Origin of the sequence: Rhizobium sp. 007 (assembly GCF_015353075.1) — a bacterium.
GTDB lineage: Bacteria > Pseudomonadota > Alphaproteobacteria > Rhizobiales > Rhizobiaceae > Rhizobium.
This window is the reverse complement of record NZ_CP064188.1, coordinates 845,327-867,445: the sequence shown is the minus strand read 5'-3', so window position 1 is coordinate 867,445 and position 22,119 is coordinate 845,327. Positions and strand designations below refer to the sequence as shown.

Annotated in this window: 20 protein-coding genes and 2 pseudogenes; 8 read left to right on the top strand and 14 right to left on the bottom strand. The window is 58.8% G+C overall.

Features of this window, described 5'->3' with window-relative positions:
- Positions 1-157: 157 nt before the first annotated feature.
- The 3 genes from ISN39_RS36755 to ISN39_RS25275 form a co-directional block, all read right to left on the bottom strand.
- Positions 158-361, bottom strand: coding sequence for a hypothetical protein (locus tag ISN39_RS36755; protein ID WP_246763428.1), 204 nt, complete (start codon positions 359-361; stop codon positions 158-160).
- Between the two features lie 414 nt (positions 362-775).
- Positions 776-1,774 carry an ABC transporter permease gene (locus ISN39_RS25280; protein WP_074073105.1) on the bottom strand — a complete coding sequence of 333 codons (999 nt, stop codon included), beginning with the start codon at positions 1,772-1,774 and terminating at the stop codon, positions 776-778.
- A 38-nt stretch (positions 1,775-1,812) separates the two neighbouring features.
- Positions 1,813-2,553, bottom strand: a complete 741-nt coding sequence (locus tag ISN39_RS25275; protein ID WP_239600427.1) for an ATP-binding cassette domain-containing protein — start codon at positions 2,551-2,553, stop codon at positions 1,813-1,815.
- A gap of 254 nt (positions 2,554-2,807) precedes the next feature.
- Here ISN39_RS25275 and ISN39_RS25270 point away from each other — a divergent pair, with 254 nt between their 5' ends.
- The 3 genes from ISN39_RS25270 (at position 2,808) to ISN39_RS25260 (ending at position 5,711) form a co-directional block, all read left to right on the top strand.
- Positions 2,808-3,788 carry an NAD(P)-dependent oxidoreductase gene (locus ISN39_RS25270; protein WP_194730919.1) on the top strand — a complete coding sequence of 327 codons (981 nt, stop codon included), beginning with the start codon at positions 2,808-2,810 and terminating at the stop codon, positions 3,786-3,788.
- Between the two features lie 48 nt (positions 3,789-3,836).
- Positions 3,837-4,823: a sugar-binding protein gene (locus ISN39_RS25265; RefSeq protein WP_040115745.1), complete on the top strand. Its 987-nt coding sequence runs from the start codon at positions 3,837-3,839 to the stop codon at positions 4,821-4,823.
- Positions 4,824-4,973: 150 nt separating this feature from the next.
- Positions 4,974-5,711 (top strand): FadR/GntR family transcriptional regulator, encoded by a 738-nt coding sequence (locus ISN39_RS25260; protein WP_194730918.1) that lies wholly within the window; start codon positions 4,974-4,976, stop codon positions 5,709-5,711.
- A 161-nt stretch (positions 5,712-5,872) separates the two neighbouring features.
- Here the strand turns inward: ISN39_RS25260 and ISN39_RS25255 are convergent, their stop codons facing one another.
- The 4 genes from ISN39_RS25255 to ISN39_RS25240 form a co-directional block, all read right to left on the bottom strand.
- A complete protein-coding gene (locus ISN39_RS25255) occupies positions 5,873-7,348 on the bottom strand; it encodes a sodium:solute symporter family protein (RefSeq protein WP_194730917.1) in 1,476 nt (491 codons plus the stop codon).
- Complete coding sequence (locus tag ISN39_RS25250) at positions 7,338-7,535, bottom strand: DUF3311 domain-containing protein (protein ID WP_074072210.1); 198 nt, start codon at positions 7,533-7,535, stop codon at positions 7,338-7,340. The genes ISN39_RS25255 and ISN39_RS25250 overlap by 11 nt, the downstream gene beginning before the upstream one ends.
- Before the next feature lie 688 nt (positions 7,536-8,223).
- Complete coding sequence (locus ISN39_RS25245) at positions 8,224-8,868, bottom strand: response regulator transcription factor (protein ID WP_074072211.1); 645 nt, start codon at positions 8,866-8,868, stop codon at positions 8,224-8,226.
- The gene (locus ISN39_RS25240; RefSeq protein WP_194730916.1) at positions 8,865-10,256 is read right to left on the bottom strand and encodes a cache domain-containing protein; all 1,392 of its coding nucleotides are present in this window, start codon (positions 10,254-10,256) and stop codon (positions 8,865-8,867) included. Before ISN39_RS25240 ends, ISN39_RS25245 begins: the two co-directional genes overlap by 4 nt.
- Positions 10,257-10,820: 564 nt before the next feature.
- Here ISN39_RS25240 and ISN39_RS25235 point away from each other — a divergent pair.
- Entirely contained in the window at positions 10,821-11,885 is a 1,065-nt protein-coding gene (locus ISN39_RS25235; RefSeq protein ID WP_194730915.1) for a glycosyltransferase, read from the top strand.
- A gap of 39 nt (positions 11,886-11,924) precedes the next feature.
- On the opposite strand, the gene pqqE is transcribed toward ISN39_RS25235, so the two are convergent.
- From pqqE to ISN39_RS25200, 7 genes are all read right to left on the bottom strand, one after another.
- Positions 11,925-13,031, bottom strand: a complete 1,107-nt coding sequence (gene pqqE, locus ISN39_RS25230; protein WP_194730914.1) for a pyrroloquinoline quinone biosynthesis protein PqqE — start codon at positions 13,029-13,031, stop codon at positions 11,925-11,927.
- Complete coding sequence (gene pqqD, locus ISN39_RS25225; protein ID WP_194730913.1) at positions 13,028-13,324, bottom strand: pyrroloquinoline quinone biosynthesis peptide chaperone PqqD; 297 nt, start codon at positions 13,322-13,324, stop codon at positions 13,028-13,030. Before pqqD ends, pqqE begins: the two co-directional genes overlap by 4 nt.
- Positions 13,324-14,079 carry a pyrroloquinoline-quinone synthase PqqC gene (gene pqqC / locus ISN39_RS25220; RefSeq protein ID WP_194730912.1) on the bottom strand — a complete coding sequence of 252 codons (756 nt, stop codon included), beginning with the start codon at positions 14,077-14,079 and terminating at the stop codon, positions 13,324-13,326. The genes pqqD and pqqC overlap by 1 nt, the downstream gene beginning before the upstream one ends.
- Positions 14,076-15,014 (bottom strand): pyrroloquinoline quinone biosynthesis protein PqqB, encoded by a 939-nt coding sequence (gene pqqB, locus ISN39_RS25215; RefSeq protein WP_194730911.1) that lies wholly within the window; start codon positions 15,012-15,014, stop codon positions 14,076-14,078. Before pqqB ends, pqqC begins: the two co-directional genes overlap by 4 nt.
- A gap of 294 nt (positions 15,015-15,308) precedes the next feature.
- Entirely contained in the window at positions 15,309-16,166 is an 858-nt protein-coding gene (locus ISN39_RS25210; protein WP_194730910.1) for a substrate-binding domain-containing protein, read from the bottom strand.
- Positions 16,167-16,170: 4 nt separating this feature from the next.
- On the bottom strand, positions 16,171-16,656 hold the full coding sequence (locus ISN39_RS25205; RefSeq protein WP_074073107.1) for a c-type cytochrome, methanol metabolism-related: 486 nt from the start codon (positions 16,654-16,656) through the stop codon (positions 16,171-16,173).
- A gap of 214 nt (positions 16,657-16,870) precedes the next feature.
- Positions 16,871-18,772: a methanol/ethanol family PQQ-dependent dehydrogenase gene (locus ISN39_RS25200; protein WP_074072217.1), complete on the bottom strand. Its 1,902-nt coding sequence runs from the start codon at positions 18,770-18,772 to the stop codon at positions 16,871-16,873.
- A gap of 419 nt (positions 18,773-19,191) precedes the next feature.
- Here ISN39_RS25200 and ISN39_RS25195 point away from each other — a divergent pair, with 419 nt between their 5' ends.
- The 4 genes and pseudogenes from ISN39_RS25195 (at position 19,192) to ISN39_RS25180 (ending at position 21,703) form a co-directional block, all read left to right on the top strand.
- Positions 19,192-19,542, top strand: coding sequence for a hypothetical protein (locus ISN39_RS25195; RefSeq protein ID WP_246763427.1), 351 nt, complete (start codon positions 19,192-19,194; stop codon positions 19,540-19,542).
- A gap of 503 nt (positions 19,543-20,045) precedes the next feature.
- The gene (locus tag ISN39_RS25190; protein ID WP_074072219.1) at positions 20,046-20,294 is read left to right on the top strand and encodes a hypothetical protein; all 249 of its coding nucleotides are present in this window, start codon (positions 20,046-20,048) and stop codon (positions 20,292-20,294) included.
- A gap of 133 nt (positions 20,295-20,427) precedes the next feature.
- Positions 20,428-20,747 (top strand): annotated as a pseudogene (locus ISN39_RS25185) (VOC family protein); the annotation flags it as partial.
- Positions 20,748-20,923: 176 nt separating this feature from the next.
- A pseudogene (locus ISN39_RS25180) lies at positions 20,924-21,703 on the top strand (IS5 family transposase).
- Positions 21,704-22,119: the final 416 nt, after the last annotated feature.

Sequence of the window (22,119 nt, the reverse complement as noted above, 5' to 3'; positions counted from 1 at the left end):
AAAGTCACCTTCCTCGAATTCGCCACTCTTCCCGAAAAACAAATCGATGCAGCTCGCAGTCAGCTGAGCCCAGCTGTTTTGAGACAAGCAAGCGTCAAATCGACGCCAACCGGCGGTAGTTGCCGTTCTACCTCCCTTCCCCCTTGTCCGGGCAGCGCTATCGACGCTTCTTTAGGTTAGGATATGGGTCTCGCCCCAACGCTTTGGCGACCTTTTGCCAATCCCGTCCGCCCATTCCTGGTATCCGCAGCGCCTCTGCTGGTGACAGGTGTCGTATATCTCCGGCCACTTGATATCCGCGCTGGTTAAGCTCGGCGAGGAGCCAGGGCTTGAGTTTCAAGTCTGCAAGTTTCGTGTCCATGTCGAGATAGGATCAGGCCAACTTGCGTCGTGCAACTGCATGATTATGCAGCATTACTCCGCCCAGACAGGAACGTCCTTACAAAGGTCTCTCTGAAGACCTCAGTGTTTCTCCCTTTGGGCCTTTCGACGAAAACGGACATGGCATCGTACAACTCACCGTAACCGCAGCCATATCCCCACGTGATCAGCCGGCACGAAAGCTCGTTTGCGCACCTCTCCCGCTCCGAGCGGCTTCTGATACAGGCAGCGCCAGAATGAAGATCGTCGTCAAAGGCAATCTCATCATCTCCGAATCTGTCGTTTGTAAGCGACTTTCGGATTTGCACCATGGAAAGCCCGGCATCGATCTCTATCCACTGGCATTGCGTGTCCACAGTCGTCGAACTCTCGCGGACGGATCCAAGCAAGACCCCTATTCGCTCTGCCGGAAGTTGCGGATCCGGTCGAAAAGCACAGCAAGCACGATGGCGCCGCCAATGAAGGTCCCCTGCCAAAAAGCGTTGATGCCGAGCAGGCCGAGACTGTTGCGGATCACTTCGATCAGGGCGGCTCCGACCAACGCGCCGAGAGCGGTACCGACGCCGCCTGCCAGGTTGGCGCCGCCAATGACGGCGGCCGCGATGACCTGAAGTTCCATTCCGGCACCTATATTGGTGGTAACGGCGCCGAGCCAGCCGGTTTGAACAATGCCGGCAACCCCCGCCGACAGGGCGGAAATCATATAAACTGCCACCTTGATCCTGCGTACCGGAACCCCGGTCAATGTTGCGGCATGCTCATTGCCGCCGATGGCAAAAACATAACGTCCGAACCTCGTCCAGCGCAGCACGAAACCGGTCAGCAGCGCCAGAATGATCATGTAGAGCACCGGGTTGGCGATGCCGAGAAACCACGCGCCGCCACCGAGTGCCAGAAGCGTGTCGTGATCCGGCCCGAATTGGAAGACCACGGTATTGTTTGATGCGACCATCGCAAGACTGCGCGCAATCGACAGCATACCGAGCGTCACGACGAAAGGCGGGAAGTCGAGATAGGCGATCAACAGTCCGTTGAAGGCCCCGATGACCAGGGCGGTGCCGATCGACGCGGCAATACCGACTTCGATGCTGTAGCCGGCATGCATGACCACCGCCAGGACCATGCTGCACAGGCAGAGCACCGATCCCACGGACAAATCGATGCCGCCGGTGATGATCACCAGCGTCATGCCGAGCGCAATGATCGCAACGAAAGTGACGTTGCGGGTGATATTGTAGAGGTTCTTCGCCGTGGCGAAGGAGTCGGTTGCAGCAGACAGGAAAAGACAGGCGAGGATGACTGCGATCAGGACCCAGAAGGTTTGCCCGCCCACGATTGATGCAAGCCAGTTCCGCTGCTTCTGTGCAATTGTCTGGTCAAGAGTAACAGCCATCATCGACCTTCATTTCTTCCACTATCCAAGCAGCGCGATCACACCTGTTCGATCGCGCCGGTGATAAGACCTGTGACTTCTTCTGGCGAACTTGCCGCAATCGGCTTGTCGGCAACTTTTCTGCCTCGCCGCAACACGATGACGCGGTCGGCAACCGTAAAGACGTCCGGCATGCGATGGCTGATCAGGACAACGGCAATGCCGCGGTCACGCAGTTCGCGGATCAGATTGAGCACCTCCGCCACCTGGCGAACGGAAATTGCCGCAGTCGGCTCGTCCATCAGCACGATCTTTGCCTCCGACAGCATGGTGCGCGCAATCGCCACCGCCTGCCGCTGGCCGCCTGACATCTGCCTTACAAGGTCCCGGGGACGCGTCTCCGACTTCAGCTCCCTGAAAATCTCGCCGGCACGCCTATACATGGTCTTGTAGTCCAGGACTTTCAGCGGACCGACGCCGCGCCGCAACTCGCGTCCGAGGAACACGTTCGCCGCTGCCGTCAGATTGTTGCAGAGTGCCAGATCCTGGTGAACGATCTCGATGCCGTGCTGGCGCGCCTCCACCGGCCGGTGCATGACGATATCCGCGCCGTCGAGGCGTATGGTGCCCTCGCTCGGCCGGAAATTGCCGGCAATCATCTTGACCAGTGTCGACTTTCCGGCGCCGTTATCGCCCATGAGGCCGACGACCTGGCCCGCCTCCAGCGAAAGCGAAACGTCATTGACTGCCTGGATGGCACCGAAATGTTTGGAGATGTTGGTGAGTTCGAGAACCGCCACCAGCCTGCTAACCTCCCAAAACCTCTCAGGCTTCCTCATTGCCCTTAGATGTCGTCCAAGGGATAGATGCCCGCAATCTCGCCTTGCCGATGTCCTCCCAGAAAAGCGATTCCATCGCATTTACGCAAAACCTTGCGAAAGCGTCAATCAATTGTCCGGCGAATCAAGCAGACATCACAAAAATCTGTTTTGTATGACAAATACCCGTTGACGTGCGAAGCAGGCGGATATTAGCTGTTTGTGGGAGAGAGAGCATGCTGATCCTTGTTACCGGTGCGACGGGCAAGGTCGGGCGGCGCTTCATTGCTGGGCTGCTTGACGATCCGAGATTTTCGAAAGCACGCATCCGCGCGCTTTGCCATAATCGTTTGCTTCCTGAGACCGGCCGTGTCGAAGTCACAAAGGGCTCGATCGCCGACCCGCATGTCGCGGCCGCCGCAATGAAAGACGTTACCCACGTTCTGCATCTTGCCACTTGCAAGGAAACGCCTGCCGCCGTCATGGACGTATCGGTCAAGGGTCTTTTCTGGTTACTCGAAGCCTTCCGTACTAGCGCTACCGCACAGCAGTTCATCCTCATCGGCGGTGATGCCGGTATCGGCCATTTCTACTACCGCCACGACGGACCGATCACCGAGGATACGCCGCATTGCGCCTATCCTGGCAGTTACGCGCTTTCCAAGGTTCTCGAGGAGGTGATGCTTGACCAGTTCGCCATCCAGTACGGCATCAACAGCTGCTGCCTTCGCGCACCGTGGATCATGGAAAAGGATGATTTCAGATACACGCTGTCCTTCGGCGATGATGTTTTCGGCGGCCCCGACTGGAAGGCGCTCGTCCCGCAAGGCGATGCGAGACGTTATGTGGAAGCCAGCACAGTGCCGCTGCTGCGCGACGCCGACGGACGTCCGCTAAAGCGTAATTTCGTACATGTCGACGATCTGGTATCGGCCATTCTGGCCGCGATCGACAATCCCCGCGCAAAGCGCCAGCTCTTCAATATCTGTATGGACCGGCCGGTCGACTACGGCGAGGTCGCAGCCTATCTGGCGCACACGCGAAACCTTGAGGCTGTCGACATCCCAAGCCAATATCATTCGAATTGGATGGACAATAGCAAAGCCAAATACCTGCTGGACTGGCAGCCCAGCTACGATCTGGAAAGGCTTATCGACTCGGCCTGGCAGTACGAGCGTTCGCAGGATGACCCTCGCATTGTCTGGTACCCGGGTTGATTTCGTATGGCGGTCGCGTCGCGCCCGTCTGTTTCAAGGGAGGAAACCATGAGGAAGGCATTACTACTTGCATTCACGGCCTTGGCACTCACCGCCGGCCCGGCGCTTGCCAAGAAGCAGCTCGTCATCGTCGTGAAAGGACTCGACAACCCGTTCTTCGAAGCGATCAACCAGGGTTGCCAGAAATGGAACAAGGAAAATCCAGACTCGGAATATGAGTGCTTCTACACGGGCCCGGCATCGACATCCGATGAAGCCGGCGAGGCCCAGATCGTCCAGGACATGCTGGGCAAGGCCGACACGGCTGCGATCGCCATCTCGCCGTCGAACGCCAAGCTTATCGCTCAGACACTCAAGACAGCCAATCCGAGCGTTCCGGTGATGACGCTCGACGCCGACCTCGCCCAGGAAGACGCCGCTCTGCGAAAGACCTATCTCGGCACCGACAACTATCTGATGGGCAAGCGCATCGGCGATTACATGAAAGAGGCCAAGCCCGATGGTGGCAAGGTCTGCTCGATCCAGGGCAATCCCGGCGCCGACAACATTCTGCGTCGCGCACAGGGCTGGCGCGATTCGCTGTCGGGCAAGGAAGGGCTGACCGAGCTCAAGGGTGAAGGCGGCTGGACCGAGGTCGCCGGCTGCCCAGTGTTCACAAATGACGACGGCGCCAAGGGCGTGCAGGCGATGACTGACATCCTCGCCGCCAATCCCGACCTCGCCGGCTTCGGCATCATGGGCGGCTGGCCGCTCTTCGGCGCCCCCCAACCCTACCGCGACCTGTTCAAGCCGATGGCCGACAAGATCGCCAAGAACGAGTTCGTCATCGGCGCCGCCGACACGATCGGCGACGAAGTGGCGATAGCCAAGGAGGGCCTTGTCACCGCGCTGGTCGGCCAGCGTCCCTTCGAAATGGGCTACAAGGCACCCTCCGTGATGATGGACCTGATCGCCGGAAAGCCGGTTGAGGATCCGGTGTTCACCGGGCTCGACGAATGCACCAAGGACACAGTCGACACCTGCATCCAGAAATAACGCGTGGTTCGGAGCGCCCAAAACCACTGGGCGCTCCGGTTCTCCCGATCATCTCAAGGTGATAAAGGCTCGCTGACGTCTCTTGTCATTGCGGCAACTTTTGACCTAGTCCGTGCTGGGGATCACAAAGTGCTGAGGCGATTGAATCAGATGCCGGACAGGAAAACAACAAAGCGCTCTGACCCGACCGTCCCCCGCATGGCCGGCGGAAGCGTGCATGTTTCGGTGGCCGGCGAGATCGGGCTTCGCATCGTGCGTGGCGACTATCCGCCCGGAACCATTCTGCCGAATGAGGCGAAATGGTCCGAAATGTTCAATGTCAGCCGATCGGCCGTGCGCGAGGCGATCAAGATGCTGATGGCAAAGGGCCTGCTCGCCTCGCGCCCGAAAATCGGTAGCTGGGTGGAGCCCAAAGAGCGCTGGAACCTCTTGGACCGCGACGTCTTGGGCTGGTATGCGGCATCACCCGACCGCGAGCCCTTTTTAAGGGCAGTGCAGGAGCTTCGCCACATGATCGAGCCGGAGGCGACGGCGCTGGCCGCCGAGCGGCGAACCGAAGAGCAGATGATTGAGATCAGCCGGGCCCTTCATGAAATGGCTCGGGCGACATCGCCCCAGCAACGAAGTGAGTCCGACGCTCGGTTTCATATCGCGATCTTGCGCGCCTCCGGCAACGACCTGCTCGTACCCTTGGGCGTTCTGATCGAATCCGCCCTCAATCATCTTCTTGCCCATGTCGTGCGGGAGGGCAGCAGCCTGCGGCATACGCAGATGCTTCATGAACGCATCGAGAGAAGCATTCGATTGCAACAGCCGCACACGGCCCGCAGTGCGGTTCGAAAGGCCTTGGCAAACACTGATGAAATCATCGCCGGGCGCTCGCGATAGGCGGCGCTTCGCACCGATCCGGCGCGATACTCGGGCTTCGTGGCCGGCCTGCCCGAGACGATCGCACCTTTCCGCTGCTCCTGCATTTCAACCACAAGAGAACCACACCAGGATGTCTCGTCCGGAGGACCGCATTGCCGCAGTCCTCCGCTCTCCTTGTTTCAAGCCCGCGCCGGGGTCCTTGCCGGCACGACTGCATTGACAGCCACCGCGACGGCGATGTTTGCCGCAAGGGCAAGAAGACCGGTATAGATGGTGAACGGTTCTCCACCGAGGCTAATCAGGTGCAACGGCTTCCAGCCGGCATCCCACACGAGGAAGGTGCCGCCGATGAAGCCGACGAACCAGCCGGCGAGTAGGCCCGGTGCACGGAACCAGTTGGTATAGAGGCCGAAGACCAGGGCCGGCAGCGTCTGCAGGATCCAGATGCCGCCAAGCAATTGCAGGTCGAGTGCAAACTGCGTCGGCAGGAAGATGATGACCAGCAGTGCGCCGACCTTGACGACGAGCGAGGTCAGTTTGGCGACCTTGGCTTCACCCGCATCGCTGACATGCGGGTTGACATAAGCCTTCCAGAAATTGCGGGTGAAGAGGTTGGCGGCGCCGATGCTCATCACCGCCGCCGGCACGAGGGCACCGATCGCGATCGCTGCGAAGGCGAAGCCGGAGAACCATCCCGAGAACAGCGTCTTGAACAAGGCCGGCACGACGTCATTGGCGTTTTCGAGCTTCAGCCCGGCGGCATGGCCCATATATCCGAGCAGGGCGAGAAGACCGAGCAGTAGCGTATAGGCCGGCAGCAAGACGGCATTCTTGCGGATCGTCTTGCCGCTGTTCGAGGCGAAGATACCCGTCAGCGTATGCGGATACATGAAGGCGGCGAGCGCCGAGCCAAAGGCTAGCGTCGCATAGGCGACATACTGGTTGCCGGCGAGCAGGAGATCTCCCTTTCCCTTGACCTGGAAAGCCGCATCAGCCGAGGCAAATACGTTGGCATAGCCGCCGAGCTTCGAGGGAATGAGCGCCACGGCTGCGATGACCACGATATAGATCATGATGTCCTTGACGAAGGCGATCAGCGCCGGGGCACGCAAGCCGGCGGAATAGGTGTAAAGGGCAAGCACGATGAAGGCGATCGCCAGCGGCAGTTCGCCATGCAGGCCGAGCGCCTTGAGCACCGCTGTCATGCCGACGAGCTGGAGCGCAATATAGGGCATGGTGGCGATGACGCCGGTTGCGGCGACGGCGAGCTCGAGGCCGCGCGAACCGTATTGACCGTGCACGACGTCGCCGGCCGTCACATAGCCGAAATCCCTGGCGCGTTTCCAGAGGATGGGCATGACCATGAAGACGAAGGGATAGACGACGATGGTATAGGGCAGTGCGAAGAAGCCGTAGGCACCGACCGTGTAAACGAGTGCCGGAACGGCGATCACCGTATAGGCCGTGTAGAAGTCGCCGCCGACCAGGAACCAGGTGATCCATGTGCCGAAGCTGCGACCACCCAGGCCCCACTCGTCGATATGGGCAAGCGTTTCAGGCTTACGCCAGCGGGAGGCGACGAAGCCCAGGATCGTGACGAGTGCGAAGAAGAAGAGGAAGACGCCGAGCGCCGTTCCGTCGATATCAGTCGTCATGGCGCGTGCTCCGATAGGCGATCCAGGTCAGCGTGGCGGTGATCGGCACCCAGAGAAGCTGGTACCAATAGAAGAAGGGAAATCCGAAGAGTGCCGGCTCGCGGATATTGTAGAGGGGCGGCCAGAGCAGGCCGATATAGGGAATGACGAGCAGCCAGAGCGCTGCTTTGTTCCGTGATTTTTCCATGTCGGATACCTCTCGGGCGCCAGATGTGGCGCCAAGTTGCAGTTGTCGGCGTGGAAGGCGGGCTTGTCAGTCGATCGCTGGGGCGAACCTGGCTCAGGCTGTCGCGACGGCTTTTCCGACTGAACGGAAGCAGGCGTAATGCAATTGAGATCCTCCCAACGGCTCGCTTTGGGCCAGCCGTGGTGAAGTCCTATGGCGACGGTTTTCGTCTGGCAAGATGGCAGGAAGCGTAAAATACTCGCGTCTACCCAGAAGTGGGTAGATGCGATTTATTCTGCTTTGACGCTTAATCCGTGATCGAGCACACAGCAATCAATCATGCATCGAATTTCGCTGGACGTGAGCATTCCCCGCCAGCCTGCCTTGGCTGACCGCTAAGCGCGCCACGCGCTTGCTGTGTCGCCAGGGTGTCGTAGCCGCTTAAGTTGAAGTCTAGGCGAGCCCTCAAAGGCAGCTATTTCTTCAAACCGGTCAATGTTTCACTTTTTATGGGCATGCCCCTTCGAAGGGCTTGCAATGTGGGAGCGAAGGCGAGCCCTTTCAACCGACGGGTCACTGCGGTAGCCCTCCCAGTCGTCAGCCCGCTTTGCGCAGCGCGACCACCGGATGACTGGTATTGCGCGGAAATTTTGGCAACAAGAGCGAAAACCGGCAAAATACGCGGGCCTACCCAGTACGCGTAGGCCGCTTAACTGTCGCCCCAGGTCAATCCGTTCTCGATAGCATAGCGGGTCAATCCGGCCGTCGTCGTAATGTTGAGCTTCTTCTTGATGTTCTTGCGATGCGTCTCGACTGTTGCAGCCGAGATACCGAGTGTCTGGGCAATATCACGGTTGCTCTTTCCTGCCGCCAGCAACAATAAAACATCATGCTCGCGCGTCGTCAGAGGAAGCGCATCCGGCGTCTCCTTTCGCTCGAGCAGAACTTCCGAGACGCCGGAAGAGAAGTAGGTTTTGCCGTTTGCCACGGCTTCGATTGCAGCGATGATCTCGTCGGTGGAGACATCCTTGAGAATGTAACCGGAGGCTCCGTGCAACACCGAGGTGGAAATATATTCGCGACTGTCGTGCATCGACAGCATCAGGATCCGTGTTTCCGGCAGTTGTTCCTTGAAGAGCTCGATGGCATCGATTCCGCTGAGCTGCGGCATATTGATATCCATCAACACGACAGCTGGCCTTTCCCTCAGCGCAATCTCGAGCCCTGCGCGTGCCAATCCGGCGGTACCGACAATCTCGAGGTGTTCATAGGTTTCCAGCACCGCCCCTAACCCGTCCAGAACCAGGGGATGATTGTCGATCAAAAGAACCTTGATACTTTTCCTGCCGCTCATGCTGCTTCCTTGCCTTGCGCGCGGTTCACCGTTGCCGACCTTGGAAGCATCGCTGTCAGGATCGTGCCTGCTGGTGTCGTCTTGATCAGCAGCAGGCCGCCGAAATGGGCCAGGCGTTCCTGCATATTGCGCAGTCCGAGCCCGCCGCCGAGCGCTTTCTTCCCTTCGGCGATGTTTTCATCGAAACCGTTTCCGTTGTCGGAGATCGTCATGCGGACGCGGCCCCCAACGCTCCAAATCCTGATGTCGACACGCGTTGCTCCGGAATGCCGCTCCACATTGTTCAACGCCTCCTGCGCTACGCGATAGAGCGCCGTGCTCGCCTCAGGCTTCAGCATATTCTTGAAGGTCAGCGCCTCAAGATGTGTATCGATGGCCGTACGCTCCGAGAAATTATCGCAAAGCGCCTTGAGCGCCGGTCTCAGGCCAAGATCGTCAAGCGCTCGCGGACGCAGGTCATGGGACAGGCGCCGTACCTCCTTGATCGCCCCGTTCAGCGCCTCCGCCCCGCGATCGATTGCACGGGCGGCATCTTCGGCCTGGCTTGCGACCTTGCGGCTCGCCAGATCGATCGCATAGCGGACGCCGATGAGGTTCTGCGATATCCCGTCATGCAGTTCACGGGCAAGGCGGGCCCTTTCCTCTTCCTGCGTGTCGATGATGCGCTGTGCGAGCTGTTTAAGCTTGCTATCGGCAAGGCGGCGCTCCCTCAACGTCAGCAGCATGCCGGTGGCAAAGACGATGAGAACCGCTGGCACGGCAATCAGGGCAACGATCAGAAATGTCTTGCGGACATTGGCGCGAAAATCGGCATTTGCGGCGGCGGTCTGTGCAAAGACGTCATCAAGATAGACGCCCGTTCCAAGCGTCCACTTCCATTTGTCGAGGCCGACGGCGAAGGACAGTTTGTCGGCCACCTCTCCGGAGGAGGGTTTCTGCCACTTGTATTGGTGAAGGCCGCCGCCCTCCTTGGCCTTCTCGATGAGATTGGCAACAACCTTGTCGCCATCGGAATCCGTCAGGTTGAGCCAATTGTGCCCCGGCCGGAACGCCTGGCGCGGATGCACGACATTGTTGCCGTCGTAGTCATAGACAAAGAAGTAGCCATCCTTGCCGTAGTCGAGAGCGGTCAGGATGGCGCGAACCTTCTCCTTTGCGACTTCGTCGTCCGGACCGGCGGCTTCGTAGATGTCATGAATGGCAGAGAGCGCAAGATTAGTCAGATTAAGGAGTTCCGTTTCCTTGGCCTTGAGCATGTTTCGCTCGAACGTGTCGATGCTGCTTCGCACAAGCGTCGCCGATTGCCAGGTGATGAACGCTGTGACGATCAGGATGGCCAGGATCAATGGGATGATGGCCAACGCCACAATCTGATGTCTAAGATTCATAGGCCGCCTCCCTGCCGCCTTGGTCACGCGGGCAAGGTTATATATGAAACGACATCGACGGATAGCTCAAGCTTCGCCCGATCTGCAAACGTCCGGGCGTTTCGGCAAACGGCATCACGCGCGCGGCGGCTTTGCCGGAGGTGGTCTCCCGGAACTTTGCCAAATTTCAGTTATTGCTTGCGAAAGTTACAGGCTGCGTCACGCGGACTGAAAACGACAAAGCGGCCGGCCGCGCATTCTAATTGGCGGTCGACCCATTCCGCAAAGCGTTGACGCAGCACCACGCGCCGGTGCAGTGACCTATCCCAACGCCAGCCAGGGCAGTCGCTCTTCTCCTGCCTGACGGAGCTTTCATCGCTATGGTCTTTCAAAAGCCACAAAGCTGCGCAGGCTGGGGAGCGCACAGACCGATCAAACAAGATCTTCGCCGACCGCGTGGCCGGCGTGTCAGTGCAGCGGCTTTTTTCAGCTTTGAAAAGCCGTTCTTGCCCAGACGGACATTACCATCAGGACCTGAATGAGAAGGTTCGCCGCGACCAAAGCAGAAGTGCGAGGTTCAATGCGATGCATTCCATCCAAGAAGACGTTTCAGTTTCGATCATCATTGCGAACTACAACTACGCGCGCTTCTTAAAGCGCTGCATCGATAGCGCGCTGGAACAAAGCCATGACAACGTAGAAGTCATCGTTGTCGACGACGCATCGGCTGACGACAGCGCTTGTGTGATTGCGGCATATGGCTCCAGGATCACAGCTCTATTAAGGGAGAGCAATGGCGGTCATGCGGCTGCGTTCAACACAGGATTTGCGGTCAGCCGAGGCCAGATCGTTCTGTTTCTCGACGCCGACGACTATCTTTATCCGAACGCCGTATCGGAGATAATCGAGGCATGCGACGGCGATACCGCCCAGGCGCAATTCAGATTGCACATTGTCGACGAACGCCAACGCGTCAAGGATGTGTTTCCACCTCAGGAGTTCCCCTTCGATTCAGGTGATGTCACCCCCCAGCTGTTGCAGAAGGGACGCTATCAAACCACCGTGACAAGCGGGCTGGCCTTCAGGCGTTCGGCTTTGGAGGCGATCATGCCTATCCCCGAGACGGACTTTCGCCAGGGGGCGGACGGATATCTGGTCACTGTCGCGCCTCTCCATGGAAAGGTGACGTCGATCGATTCTTGCCTTGGCGCCTACCGCATGCATGGCGCCAATCATTCCGTCTTTGCAGAAAGACTTGGCCAGCGGGCACGCTGGCGGGTGGAGCACGACTTCCGCCGGATGGAAGCCTTGTCCGATCAGGCCGCCGATGTCGGCTTGACGGTGCCGCCGGACGTCAGTCTTCACGATACGGTGCATCTCGAAGAGCGCTTGGCATCGCTTTGCATAGACCGCCAACGGCATCCCGTTCCCGATGATTCAAGGCTCACTCTCGGCGCTGCAGGTGCCGTGGCGAGCCTGGAAATGAATGTCTCGCTCAGACGCCGTGCCGTCCTGGCGGCCTGGTTTCTCTCCGTCGGCCTACTTCCCCGGCGCATGGCAAAGGCGCTCTTGTCGTGGAAGCTTGTCGCCTCTTCGAGACCTGCCTTCCTGCTGCGACTGTCGAAAACCATTCGCCATGCCATGGGCTAGCTCCAGGACGACCAGCAGCCAAACCCTCACGGAACTGGCCTACCAAGTCCGTCCGATGCGGCGATACTGGAAATTGTCGGCGCTGGACGAAGGAGCGGAATTGGCTTGACTGATCAGCATTGCCATACGGCTATGAAGGGGCGACTTGACGCAAGCGGGATCCGTCGCTGCGGCATCGCCCGCTATTGCCATTGCCTGGCATCTGCATCCGCCCCAATCGATGTCACGTCGCTCGCAGCTCCTGCAAGGTTCCAGCATCCACTCGTCGCCGCGAAATGCATTGAAAGCCGGAGAATTAAGCCAGATATCCGTCAGGCTCGATTCTCCGAACCGTTCGAATCGCAAGGACGAGATGGTTGCAGCCGCGTGGCAGGGAAGTGCCGTGCCGTCCGGGGCGACCATGAACGCATCACGCGCCCAGCCGCCCATACAGGGCTTCGGATAGACCGCGAAATAATCGGGAGCGACGAAGTCGATCGCGAGAACTCCCTGCAGCCGCGACTGGGCTTCTTCGACAATCTCCACCTGGCGCTCCACCGCGGCGCGATCGGGCATAAGGGCATTGCGGTTAAGAAGAGCCCAGCCTCCATACTGCACATTGGCGATCTCCAATCTCTCTGCCCCAAGCGAAAGGGCAAGATCGATGAAAGCCGGCACTTCCTCTATGTTGTGGCGATGGATCGGAGCATTGATCGTCAGCGGCAGGCCGAGCTCCACGACCCGCCTTGCAGTCTCAAGCTTCTTCTCGTGCGCGCCACGGTGATTGCCGATTTTCTCGGTCGTCGGCGCGTTTGCACCCTGAATGCTTAACTGCACATGATCGAGACCCGCCCCCTGCAGCGCCTCGAGCCGCCCTTCCGGTATCCCGACCCCAGCCGTGATGAGATTGGTGTAGACGCCGCGTCTAGTCAGACAGCCTACAAGCTGCTCGAGATCCGGCCTAACGGTCGGCTCTCCACCGGACAGATGAACCTGTAGGACCCCAAGATCGGCTGCCTCTTCGAAGAGAGCCAGCCATGCGTCTGTCGAAAGCTCCCTGTCCGCCTTCAACAACTCGAGCGGGTTGGAGCAGTAGACGCATTGCAGGGGACAGCGATGCGTAAGCTCGGCCAGCATGCTGATTGGCGGAAGAAGTCTTTCATTCATAGCGTCACCAGAAATCTGTCGGACCATTCCTGCAGGAATTCTTCGACATCGGGAGCAATGTCCTGGCGAGGCGCATCGTATTGTCCGGCAAGCTCGTCGACGATTTGCGGCACCGTGTGCTGGCCATCACACAGTCTCAGGATATCAAGACTGACCTCATCCGGCCAGAAAACCTTTTCCGGCGACAGGACCGCCCAGGCGCTGCGCACCGGATCAAACTGCAGCCGGACGTGACGCTTCAGATGTGGCCTCGACTGTGAGGACAAAACGGCCCGCTGGCGGCGGGTCTGCATCAACTTGCCTCCGGCACGAAAGCGCCCGGCGGAATGTTGCCGCCGTCTCGATAGGCATAGTCGAGTGCATCCAGCATTGCCCACAAGATATCGCATTTGAAAATGAGGGCATTTATCACGTCCTGCTGCTTTTCCGGCTCCGTCGCATGCGCAAGGACATAGGCGAGCGCAAAGTCAGAATCGCGGGGCGCCTGCTTCAGCCTCGGCGTGAAATAGGCCAGGATATCTTCGCTCACAAAGCTGTATTTTGCCAGCATGGCCGGAACGCGCTCGCCGATGATCACAGCGGCGAACAACTCCGTCAGGGACGAGGCGATGGCTTCCAAAAGGCTGCGATTGGTGCAGAAAGACAGATAAGCTCCTACGGCAAAGCGGGTCGCGGGCAGAGCGCGGCGCTCGCACTTCACCAGCTCCTCGTTAAGCCCCAGCCCGCTTGCCAGCTTGAGCCAGCGAGCGATGCCGCCGTCCCAACCCGTTACCCCATCATGATCTTCGATCCTTCGGCGCCATTCCGCGCGCAATTCCGGGTCCTCCGCGCGGCTGACGATCATCGCGTCCTTGCGCGGGATCATCGCCTGGTAACAGTACCGGTTGAGCGCCCATGCCTGAAGCTCGGCCTTGGTCAATGCGCCTGCCATCATTCGGTGATGGAAGGGATGCTTGTTGTGGTATCGCTCCTCTCCCACCTGACGCAGGGTTGCTTCGAGTGCGGCGGGCGTCAATCCATTTCGCGCCGCGTCTGCAAATTCGCTCATATGCCGATCTCCATCCCGTCATAGCCGATCTCCCATCCCCCTGCCCTCACCGCTGCTGCTTCGGCAGAGCGCTCATCGAGGATCGGATTGGTATTATTGATATGAACATAGACGCGGCGCGCTGGCGCGATATCGGCAAGCAGGGCCATGGAGCCGTCAGAGCCGGCGATGTGCATGTGTCCCATGCGCCGGCCGGTCTTGGTCCCGACGCCGGCACTCAGCATCTCGTCATCCGTGTAGACCGTCCCGTCGAACAGCAGACACGACGCCGCGGCAATCTTCTTTTTCAGGTCGGCGTCGATGCTCGCACAACCAGGAATATAAAGCGTCGAGGAATGACAGCCCTCCTGAACAATACGCACCCCTACTGTATCGCCCTCTTCCGTGCCGAACCCCTCCTGCGCCCGGCCCGCATCTTCAAGAAACAGCGCAATCTTGCCCGGAACCGGAAAGGCTTCGACCACGATGGATGTCGGCTTGCCCCGCCAGTCCGCAATGGGGGTCGGCACGTTGAGCAAAAGTTCCCGGCGCTCGACCAGTTGCCTGTCGAGAACCTTGAAAATGCTGTTTTCCTCGATCACTCGAAGCACCCGGGCGGTTGCATAAATGACAAAACGATGCCGCTCGCGCAGGCTCAATAGTCCGGCTATATGGTCGACATCGGCATTGGTCAGGACAACAGCCTGGATGGGCGAGGCCCGCAAGGGACCCTCCTCCAACGGCTGCAGCTCCGGAGCGGCGGCAATCTGTTCGCGAATGTCCGGGGATGCGTTGAAGAGAATCCAGTCCTTGCCGTCGGCGGATACGCCAAGACTCGATTGGGTCCGTCGCCGAAAGCCGCTTTCACCGTTGCGGACGGCGCGGCTCAGCCGATAGTTGCAGTTCCATTGTGGGAATCCGCCTCCTGCCGCGGAGCCGAGGATCTTCAGCCGCATGTGATGGTGCTTCCTTCCGACGGCAGCCGCCCCACGCGGACAAGCCGCATGGAGCGGTAGATGCGCTTATTTCTTAGCCTTGAGTTCGGCGGAACGGTAACGTGACATTTCCATTCCGACGCACACGACGCATGTCGTCGGCTTCTTCCAACTTTTCTTCATAAGCTTCTCCTCTTTACTCTGCCCGAGATCAACCATTGATCTCCTCCCGGCATCGTGCGCCTTCGGCGCAAGCTCTGAATCTCAACAACATTCGCATCTGCCATTGTGGAGAAAATCCGAATGCCGTCGCTGCTAGCCCTTGATCTGGTTACCGGCTTCGTCGATGAGCGGGACCTGATATTGCAGCAGAATCCGGTTTATTTCCGATTGGTTCTCCCGGATCACCTTGTTCAGCGTCCGTTTCCACTCCTGATCGGACGGACGCACGCCCATGGTGATGCGATAGGACATACGACCGGCCTTTTCTTTGAGAAGCGGCACCACGACAAGGTCCGGATTAATCTCCTTGACGTAATAGCCGGCCATCGGTCCCCAGAGGATAGCGACGTCGATGACGTCCTTTTCGAGGTCCTTCAACATGACCTCGGCCATGGACGGCGTCGAGCGCGTATCCACCATCAACGGGTAGGGCTTCGCGTTGCGCATCAGCTTGGCCCTCGCCAGGTTGGCGCTCGGCGGCGTTCCCGCGACGATCCCGATCCGCTTGTCGGCGATTTTGGGATCCTCGAGGCTTTCCAAGCCTTCCAGACCGCTACTCTTCTTGAAGATCATGACATAGGTGGATCGGTAATAGGCGTTGGTGTTCTGCACCAGTTCGTCGCCTTGGGCATAACCCATGATGACATCGCACCGGTTGGCTCTCAGCGTATTGCGGACAAAGCCGGTCGCCATCGGATACCAGGTATAGGAGACCGATTTGCGTTGGGTTTTGGCAGCCACCAGTTCAGCCAGCTTGTTTTCGAAGCCTTCGCCGCTTTCATCCGTAAACGGCATGTTTGAGGGATCGGCACAAACGCGCAGCACGTCCGGATCGACCAGTTCGCCCGCCGCGCCGATCCCGGCACCTTGCGCAAATACCGCCGTCGGGATCGCGGCAATCACCGCGACCACAAACAGAACATGACGACCGCACAATTTGCCTGGCGACATTAGATCAGCTCCCCATACAGGATTTTTCGTGGTCCTTCGCCGCTTGCGGCTTGTCAGCCTTCTTGGGCGGACGACCGCGCGGCGCGTCGCCGACGGCCCGCGCGCGCAGATAGACGTAGATGTCGTCGAGGTAGCAGTAGACGTTCTTGTTTTCGCCGAACGCCGGCATGACGTTTTCCTTGCCGCCGCCGACATTCTTGCGGCCTTCCGCGACGATCGACAGGAAGGTTCCGTAGTCCATGTCTTTCATGGTGTTGGCGAGCGCAGGCGCATAGCTCGAGCCGACGCCGTCCGGTCCATGGCAGACATGACAGTCGGAATGATAGCGCCGGTAGCCGCTGAAGGTATACCAGTCGACCGTCCCGTCATCCTGGATCTTGAATGTTGGATTGCCTTCCGCATCGACATATTTGCCATCCTGTTCGCTGACGGCTGCGGCTTTCTGCTTGTCGTCGGCGGCAAGGATGACGCTGGAACCAATAATAGACATCGCAAGCACTAACACTGTTTTGCGCACTGACATTCGGACCTCTTTCTCATTCGCCATCAATACAGCCTTGCTGTCGCGATGCGGCGTTGACAGGAGAGTTGTGGTTTGCGTGGCGAATTCGAGGGCCCGCCGGGGGAAATCCCGGTCTTCCGGGCCCTCGCTTCTCTACCAGCCGCCTCGACCAAGAGGTCGGCGTGCTATGGGTTCCCGCAGATCAATCCGGGAGACCGAAGACGGTGAGCTGACCGCCCAGCGTCGTGTAGTCGGCAAGAGCGGCATAGCCGCCGACAGCGCCGAGACCTGCCGTCGAGATCGACTTTTCTTCCTCGGCCGGAGCCTTCTGACCGGCAACGGCCTGCTGCCAGGCTGCAGCACCTTCCGCACCCAAAAGACCACCGGCAAGTCCGATGCCGGCCCATCCGCCAATACCCGACAGCACGGCAACATACTGCTTGCCCTTGTGCTCGAAGGTGTTGATGTTGCCGATAATGCCGGACGGGGTCTTGAACTTGTAGAGTTCCTTACCGTCCTTATCGACAGCCTTGATGTAGCCTTCCAGCGTGCCGTAGAAGATGACGTCGCCATCGGTCGACAATGCACCCGACCACACAGAGAACTGCTCGGGCTTCGACCAGACGATCTCACCCTTGGCCGCATCCCAGGCGATGAAGTTGCCCATGCCGCCATGACTGTTGGGAGCCGGGTACATCGATACCGTTGCCCCCACATAGGGCTGACCGGCGGTATAGCTGACCTGGTAAGGCTCGTAGTCCATGCAGACATGGTTGGTCGGCACGTAGAACAACCCGGTCTTCGGCGAGTAAGTGGCCGGCTGCTGGTCTTTTGTTCCAAGAGCGGCCGGGCAGACGCCCGTCGTGTTGGTGTCCTCGCCGTTCTGCTGCGTCGAGTATTGGGCAACCACCTGCGGGCGGCCATACTCCTTGCTCTTCGGATCCATGACGACTTCCGTCGCCCAGTTGACGGCCGGATCGTATTTCTTGGCAACGAGCAACTCGCCGTTTCCGCGATCCATCGTATAGGCGAAGCCGTTGCGATCGAAGTGCACCAGCACGTCGCGTTTCTGGCCGCTGATGTCCATGCCGTCGACGAGGATCATCTCGTTGACGCCATCGAAGTCCCATTCGTCATGCGGGGTCATCTGGTAGACCCACTTGGCCATGCCTGTATCCGCATCACGTGCGAATATGGTCATCGACCATTTATTGTCGCCCGGTCGCTGAACCGGGTTCCAGGTCGACGGGTTGCCGGTCCCGTAGTAGACCAGGTTGAGCTTCGGATCGAAGGCATACCAGCCCCAGGTCGTTCCGCCACCCTGCTTCCACTGCTCGCCTTCCCAGCTGCTGACGCCCGAATCCTTGCCGACCGGCTTGCCGAGATGAGTGGTCTTTTCCCCATCCATCAAGGTTTCCGCGTCAGGACCGGTCGAATATGCCTTCCAGGCAACCGAACCGTCTTTCAGATTATAGGCGGTCACATGGCCACGCACACCGAACTCGCCGCCCGATATGCCGATCAGCACCTTGTCGTTGAAGACCATGGGTGCGGCCGTTCCGCTCTCTCCCTTGCCGCCGGCCGTATCCTCGCCGTTCTTCACCGACCACACGACCTTGCCGGTCTTGGCGTCGAGCGCAACGACTGTCGTGTCGGCCTGGTTGAGGATGACCTTGCCATCGCCATAGGCAACGCCACGATTGACCGTGTCGCAGCACATGATCGGGATGACGTTCGGATCCTGCTTGGGCTCATACTTCCAGAGGATCTTGCCGTCATTATTGAGATCGAGAGCATAAACGGTATTTGGGAACGGCGCATGGACATACATCACGTCGCCGATCACCAGAGGTCCACCTTCATGACCGCGTAGCACGCCGGTCGAGAATGTCCATTTGACCTGGAGGTTCTTCACATTGTCCTTGTTGATCTGGTTCAATTTCGAAAACCGGGTATTGGCATAGTCACCCGTCGGAATCGCCCAGTTTTTGGAATCGGAGATCAATTTTTGGACCTCGTCGTTGGCAGTTACTCCTCCCGCCAATGACAAAGATACCGCAGTCGTCACCAATGCCGATTTTATGAAGTTTGCACGTACACGCATTTAGTCCTCCCTAAGTTCGCAAGGATGACGAGTTAAAACGGCGCCTGTTCAGCGACCCGCGTCATCGGTTCAGCGTGTGGGAAGTATTTCCGGCAGCGTGTCACGACCTAAGCCAGGCGCGCGGAGGGCACCGTTACCGCCCACCCGCTTGGCCTACGAAGACAGTCACCACTCCCTTGACGGTAACGTCCTTGAAGCCGGAAACAAATAGACCATAAGAGATAGATTTGCTTTCTGCAAGCGTGTTTGTTCAGCAATGTTCGCTGCGTTGCAGCATTAGTTTTGTGCGACGCAATATTAATATCGTCAGGTTACTGTAAAACTACTGCCAATGTATCGACGTCATTGAATTTATGCTATAATAACACTGCACATCATCTTTGTCAGGCAGAAAACTGCGCTGCATGAAAGGAACCACCATGATTGCGCTTAAGACACTTGGGATCGCGACCTTCGCAATTGCAGCAATCAGCTTCACGCATCCGGTGGCGGCGGGAACACGTTATCCGACCAACGTCATTGCAGAATATGTCTATGCCTGCATGAAGGCGAACGGAGAAAATCGGGCGATCCTCGACCGTTGCTCGTGTTCGATCGACGTCATCGAATCCATCCTACCCTATGAACGCTACGAGACGGCCTCCACCTTTAAGCAACTGGGGCTCCTCACCGGTGAAAACGGCGCGTTGTTCCGCGAAAGTGCCCCCGCAAAGGCTGCGACGGCGGAGCTGAAAAGAGCCCAGGCCGAAGCAGACATACGATGCTTCTGAATCGGGTTTCGGTTCCTGGACCGAGCCGGGAACCTTTCGCGGTCCGAGTGCAAGATATCGCCGCACACGCATATGTTTTTGAACTGCTGTGTGGGCGGTTCTGACGAACCACGATAGCTGCTCGCTTTATTGATCTATCGGTAGCGTTCAAAGACGCCTAGCCGGAGACCCAAAGACACTGCCGCTCAAAAACCGCCGGAGCTCTAGCTGCCGCTGGGTGATGGTGTAGCGGCAAGTCAAACCACCTCGAGTTTGCTGAACACTGCCCCGAGCGAAAACTTCAAGGGCGGGCTGCGTTAAGCCGCCTAAGAACCTTCGGGCTTGGAAAAAGTTTCGAGCCCCTTCTTCTGCACAAACAATGCCGGACGGGTCGGTAGCTCCATCTCGGGCAAGCATGACCATCGAAGGAGAGCAGATTGATGCGGCTCCTGCATCCTGTGGACTTTATCAGCAATTGTTAAAATGCCGTAGTCTCGCCAAAGGGAATCGGACACTGTCGGTCTATGCGCGATATTTCACGGCCCTTCGCTACCGACGACAATCTCGAAAGGCACATACGCTGCCAGGAGGCCTTGCAGTTCGCCTTCCTCGACCTGATAGCGGCGGCCGTTGCCGTCGGCTGGAACGAGCGTGAGGCGATTGTCGCCGTCTTGGATCTTGCCGACAATCATATGCTGGCACTGGCGGCAAACGATGGCATGTCCGCCTTGCTCGATGCCTTGAAGAAGGCGCCTCGACGCTCATCTCCATAAGAACATATGGTCAGCGATGGAGTGGAAAACATCGCGTCCTTCTTTGTTGGGGCCAGAGTTTTAATGCCCAATTGGCTTTGCCCGCATCGCGCCACCCTATCACGACCGCGGATTGATGAGAAACAGAGGGTAGGCCGGACGTGTCACTGGACTGGGCGATCAGCGTGTGGAGATTGCCATGATGCGCACACCGGACGGCCACAGCCGGCTCGAGCTCTCCCGCTTCCTCACGCCGCCTGTCGTCGCAGATCACCGAAACGCCCCGGTCAACGCCCTAGAGGCTACCTCCGCGTCATGTTCGCCGTGGACGACATTGACGAGACGCTTGAAAGGCTCCGCACGCGCGGCGCGCAGCTCGTAGGCGAAGTAGTCCAGTATAAAGACGCGTATCGGCTCTGCTACATCCGTGGGCCTGAAGGGCTTCTCATCGGACTCGCCCAAGAACTCAGCTGAGCGCAATACGAAGACAAATGGCGAAGAGTGATCAATGTCAGCGAGCGCGTCCGAGGCCGACCCGCCTGTTCGAGGTCCATCCCTCCACAGTCGGCCGCGTTCCCGCTAAGCACGATTAGGTCGTCAACCCGGGCCGGTCGCCCGCGAAAGCGGCCGTCAGCAGCCTAAGAGACCGTTTGAACACCCGTTACCCGACGGATCTGACAGACGAGGAATGGTCGCAGGTTGAAGGGCTTCTGCCGAAGCCCCGGAAGACCGGCCGTCGCCGGGGTGTTGATTTGCGCGAGGTGTTGAATGGCATCCGATATCTGGCACGGACGGGGTTGGCTGGCGGATGCTGCCGGTGAACTTTCCCCCGTGGCAGACCGTGTATCGGTGGTTTCGCCGTTTCGTCCGATTGTTCCTGTTCCGCACGATCCACGATCTTGCCCTCATGGTCGATCGCGAGCGCGCCGGACGGGAAGCGAGCCCGAGCGGCGGTATTCTCGATAGCCAGTCGGTCAAGGCACCGGCCCCTGGCGCCGAGCGGGCCTTTCGATGGCGCCAAGAAGATTGTCGGCCGAAAGCGCCATATCGCCGTCGACACCGACGGCCGCTTGTTGGCCGTTAACCTGACCACCGGCGATATCTCGGACAGCGCCGGGGCTCAGATGATCCTCACCGCCATTCGTAAGCGCTGGCCTTGGATCAAGCATCTGTACGCCGACAGCGCCTACGACCGGGGCAAGCTCATGGACAAGGCCGCCTATCTTGATTTCGTCATCGAAGTCGTCCGACGCATCGAAGGCCAGCCTGGGTTCAATGTTCTGCCGCGACGCTGGGTCGTCGAGCGGACCTTCGGCTGGATGACACGATGGCGGCGCCTTGTCCGCGACTACGGGGCCCGCATCGACGTGTCAGAAGCCATGATCCATGTCGCCATGGGCGGTCTTCTGCTCCGACGTATCAGCCACTGACGTTCCCAAACGGACTCTCAGTGGAAGACTGGCGTCCGGGCGCTCATTCTCCTATCGCGTTCAGCTCTTATGTTTGCCGCCCTGTGGGTTGCTTTTCGTTGCGGCCTTGATCTGATTGGCGAACGTACTCTCCACCTTTATCGGAGACTTCTCCTGTTTCGGTTTCCGCGCTTCGCGGTTGCCTCTTACTTGTCCTTTAGCCATTGGTGCGATCCTTTTTGAAGTTAGAATTGATGTGTGAGGACAGATTCACAACATTCCGATACGACGATTTCGATGTCCTCGTTGAACGATCCCGCGACAAGTATTTGGAGGTCCCGCGTAGGAGCTACATGGCCGGCCAGCTTATTGGAGTGGTGCCCGAAGCATGTTGAGCTCGGACGAAGACATGTATGAAAGATCGAACACGGAAGACA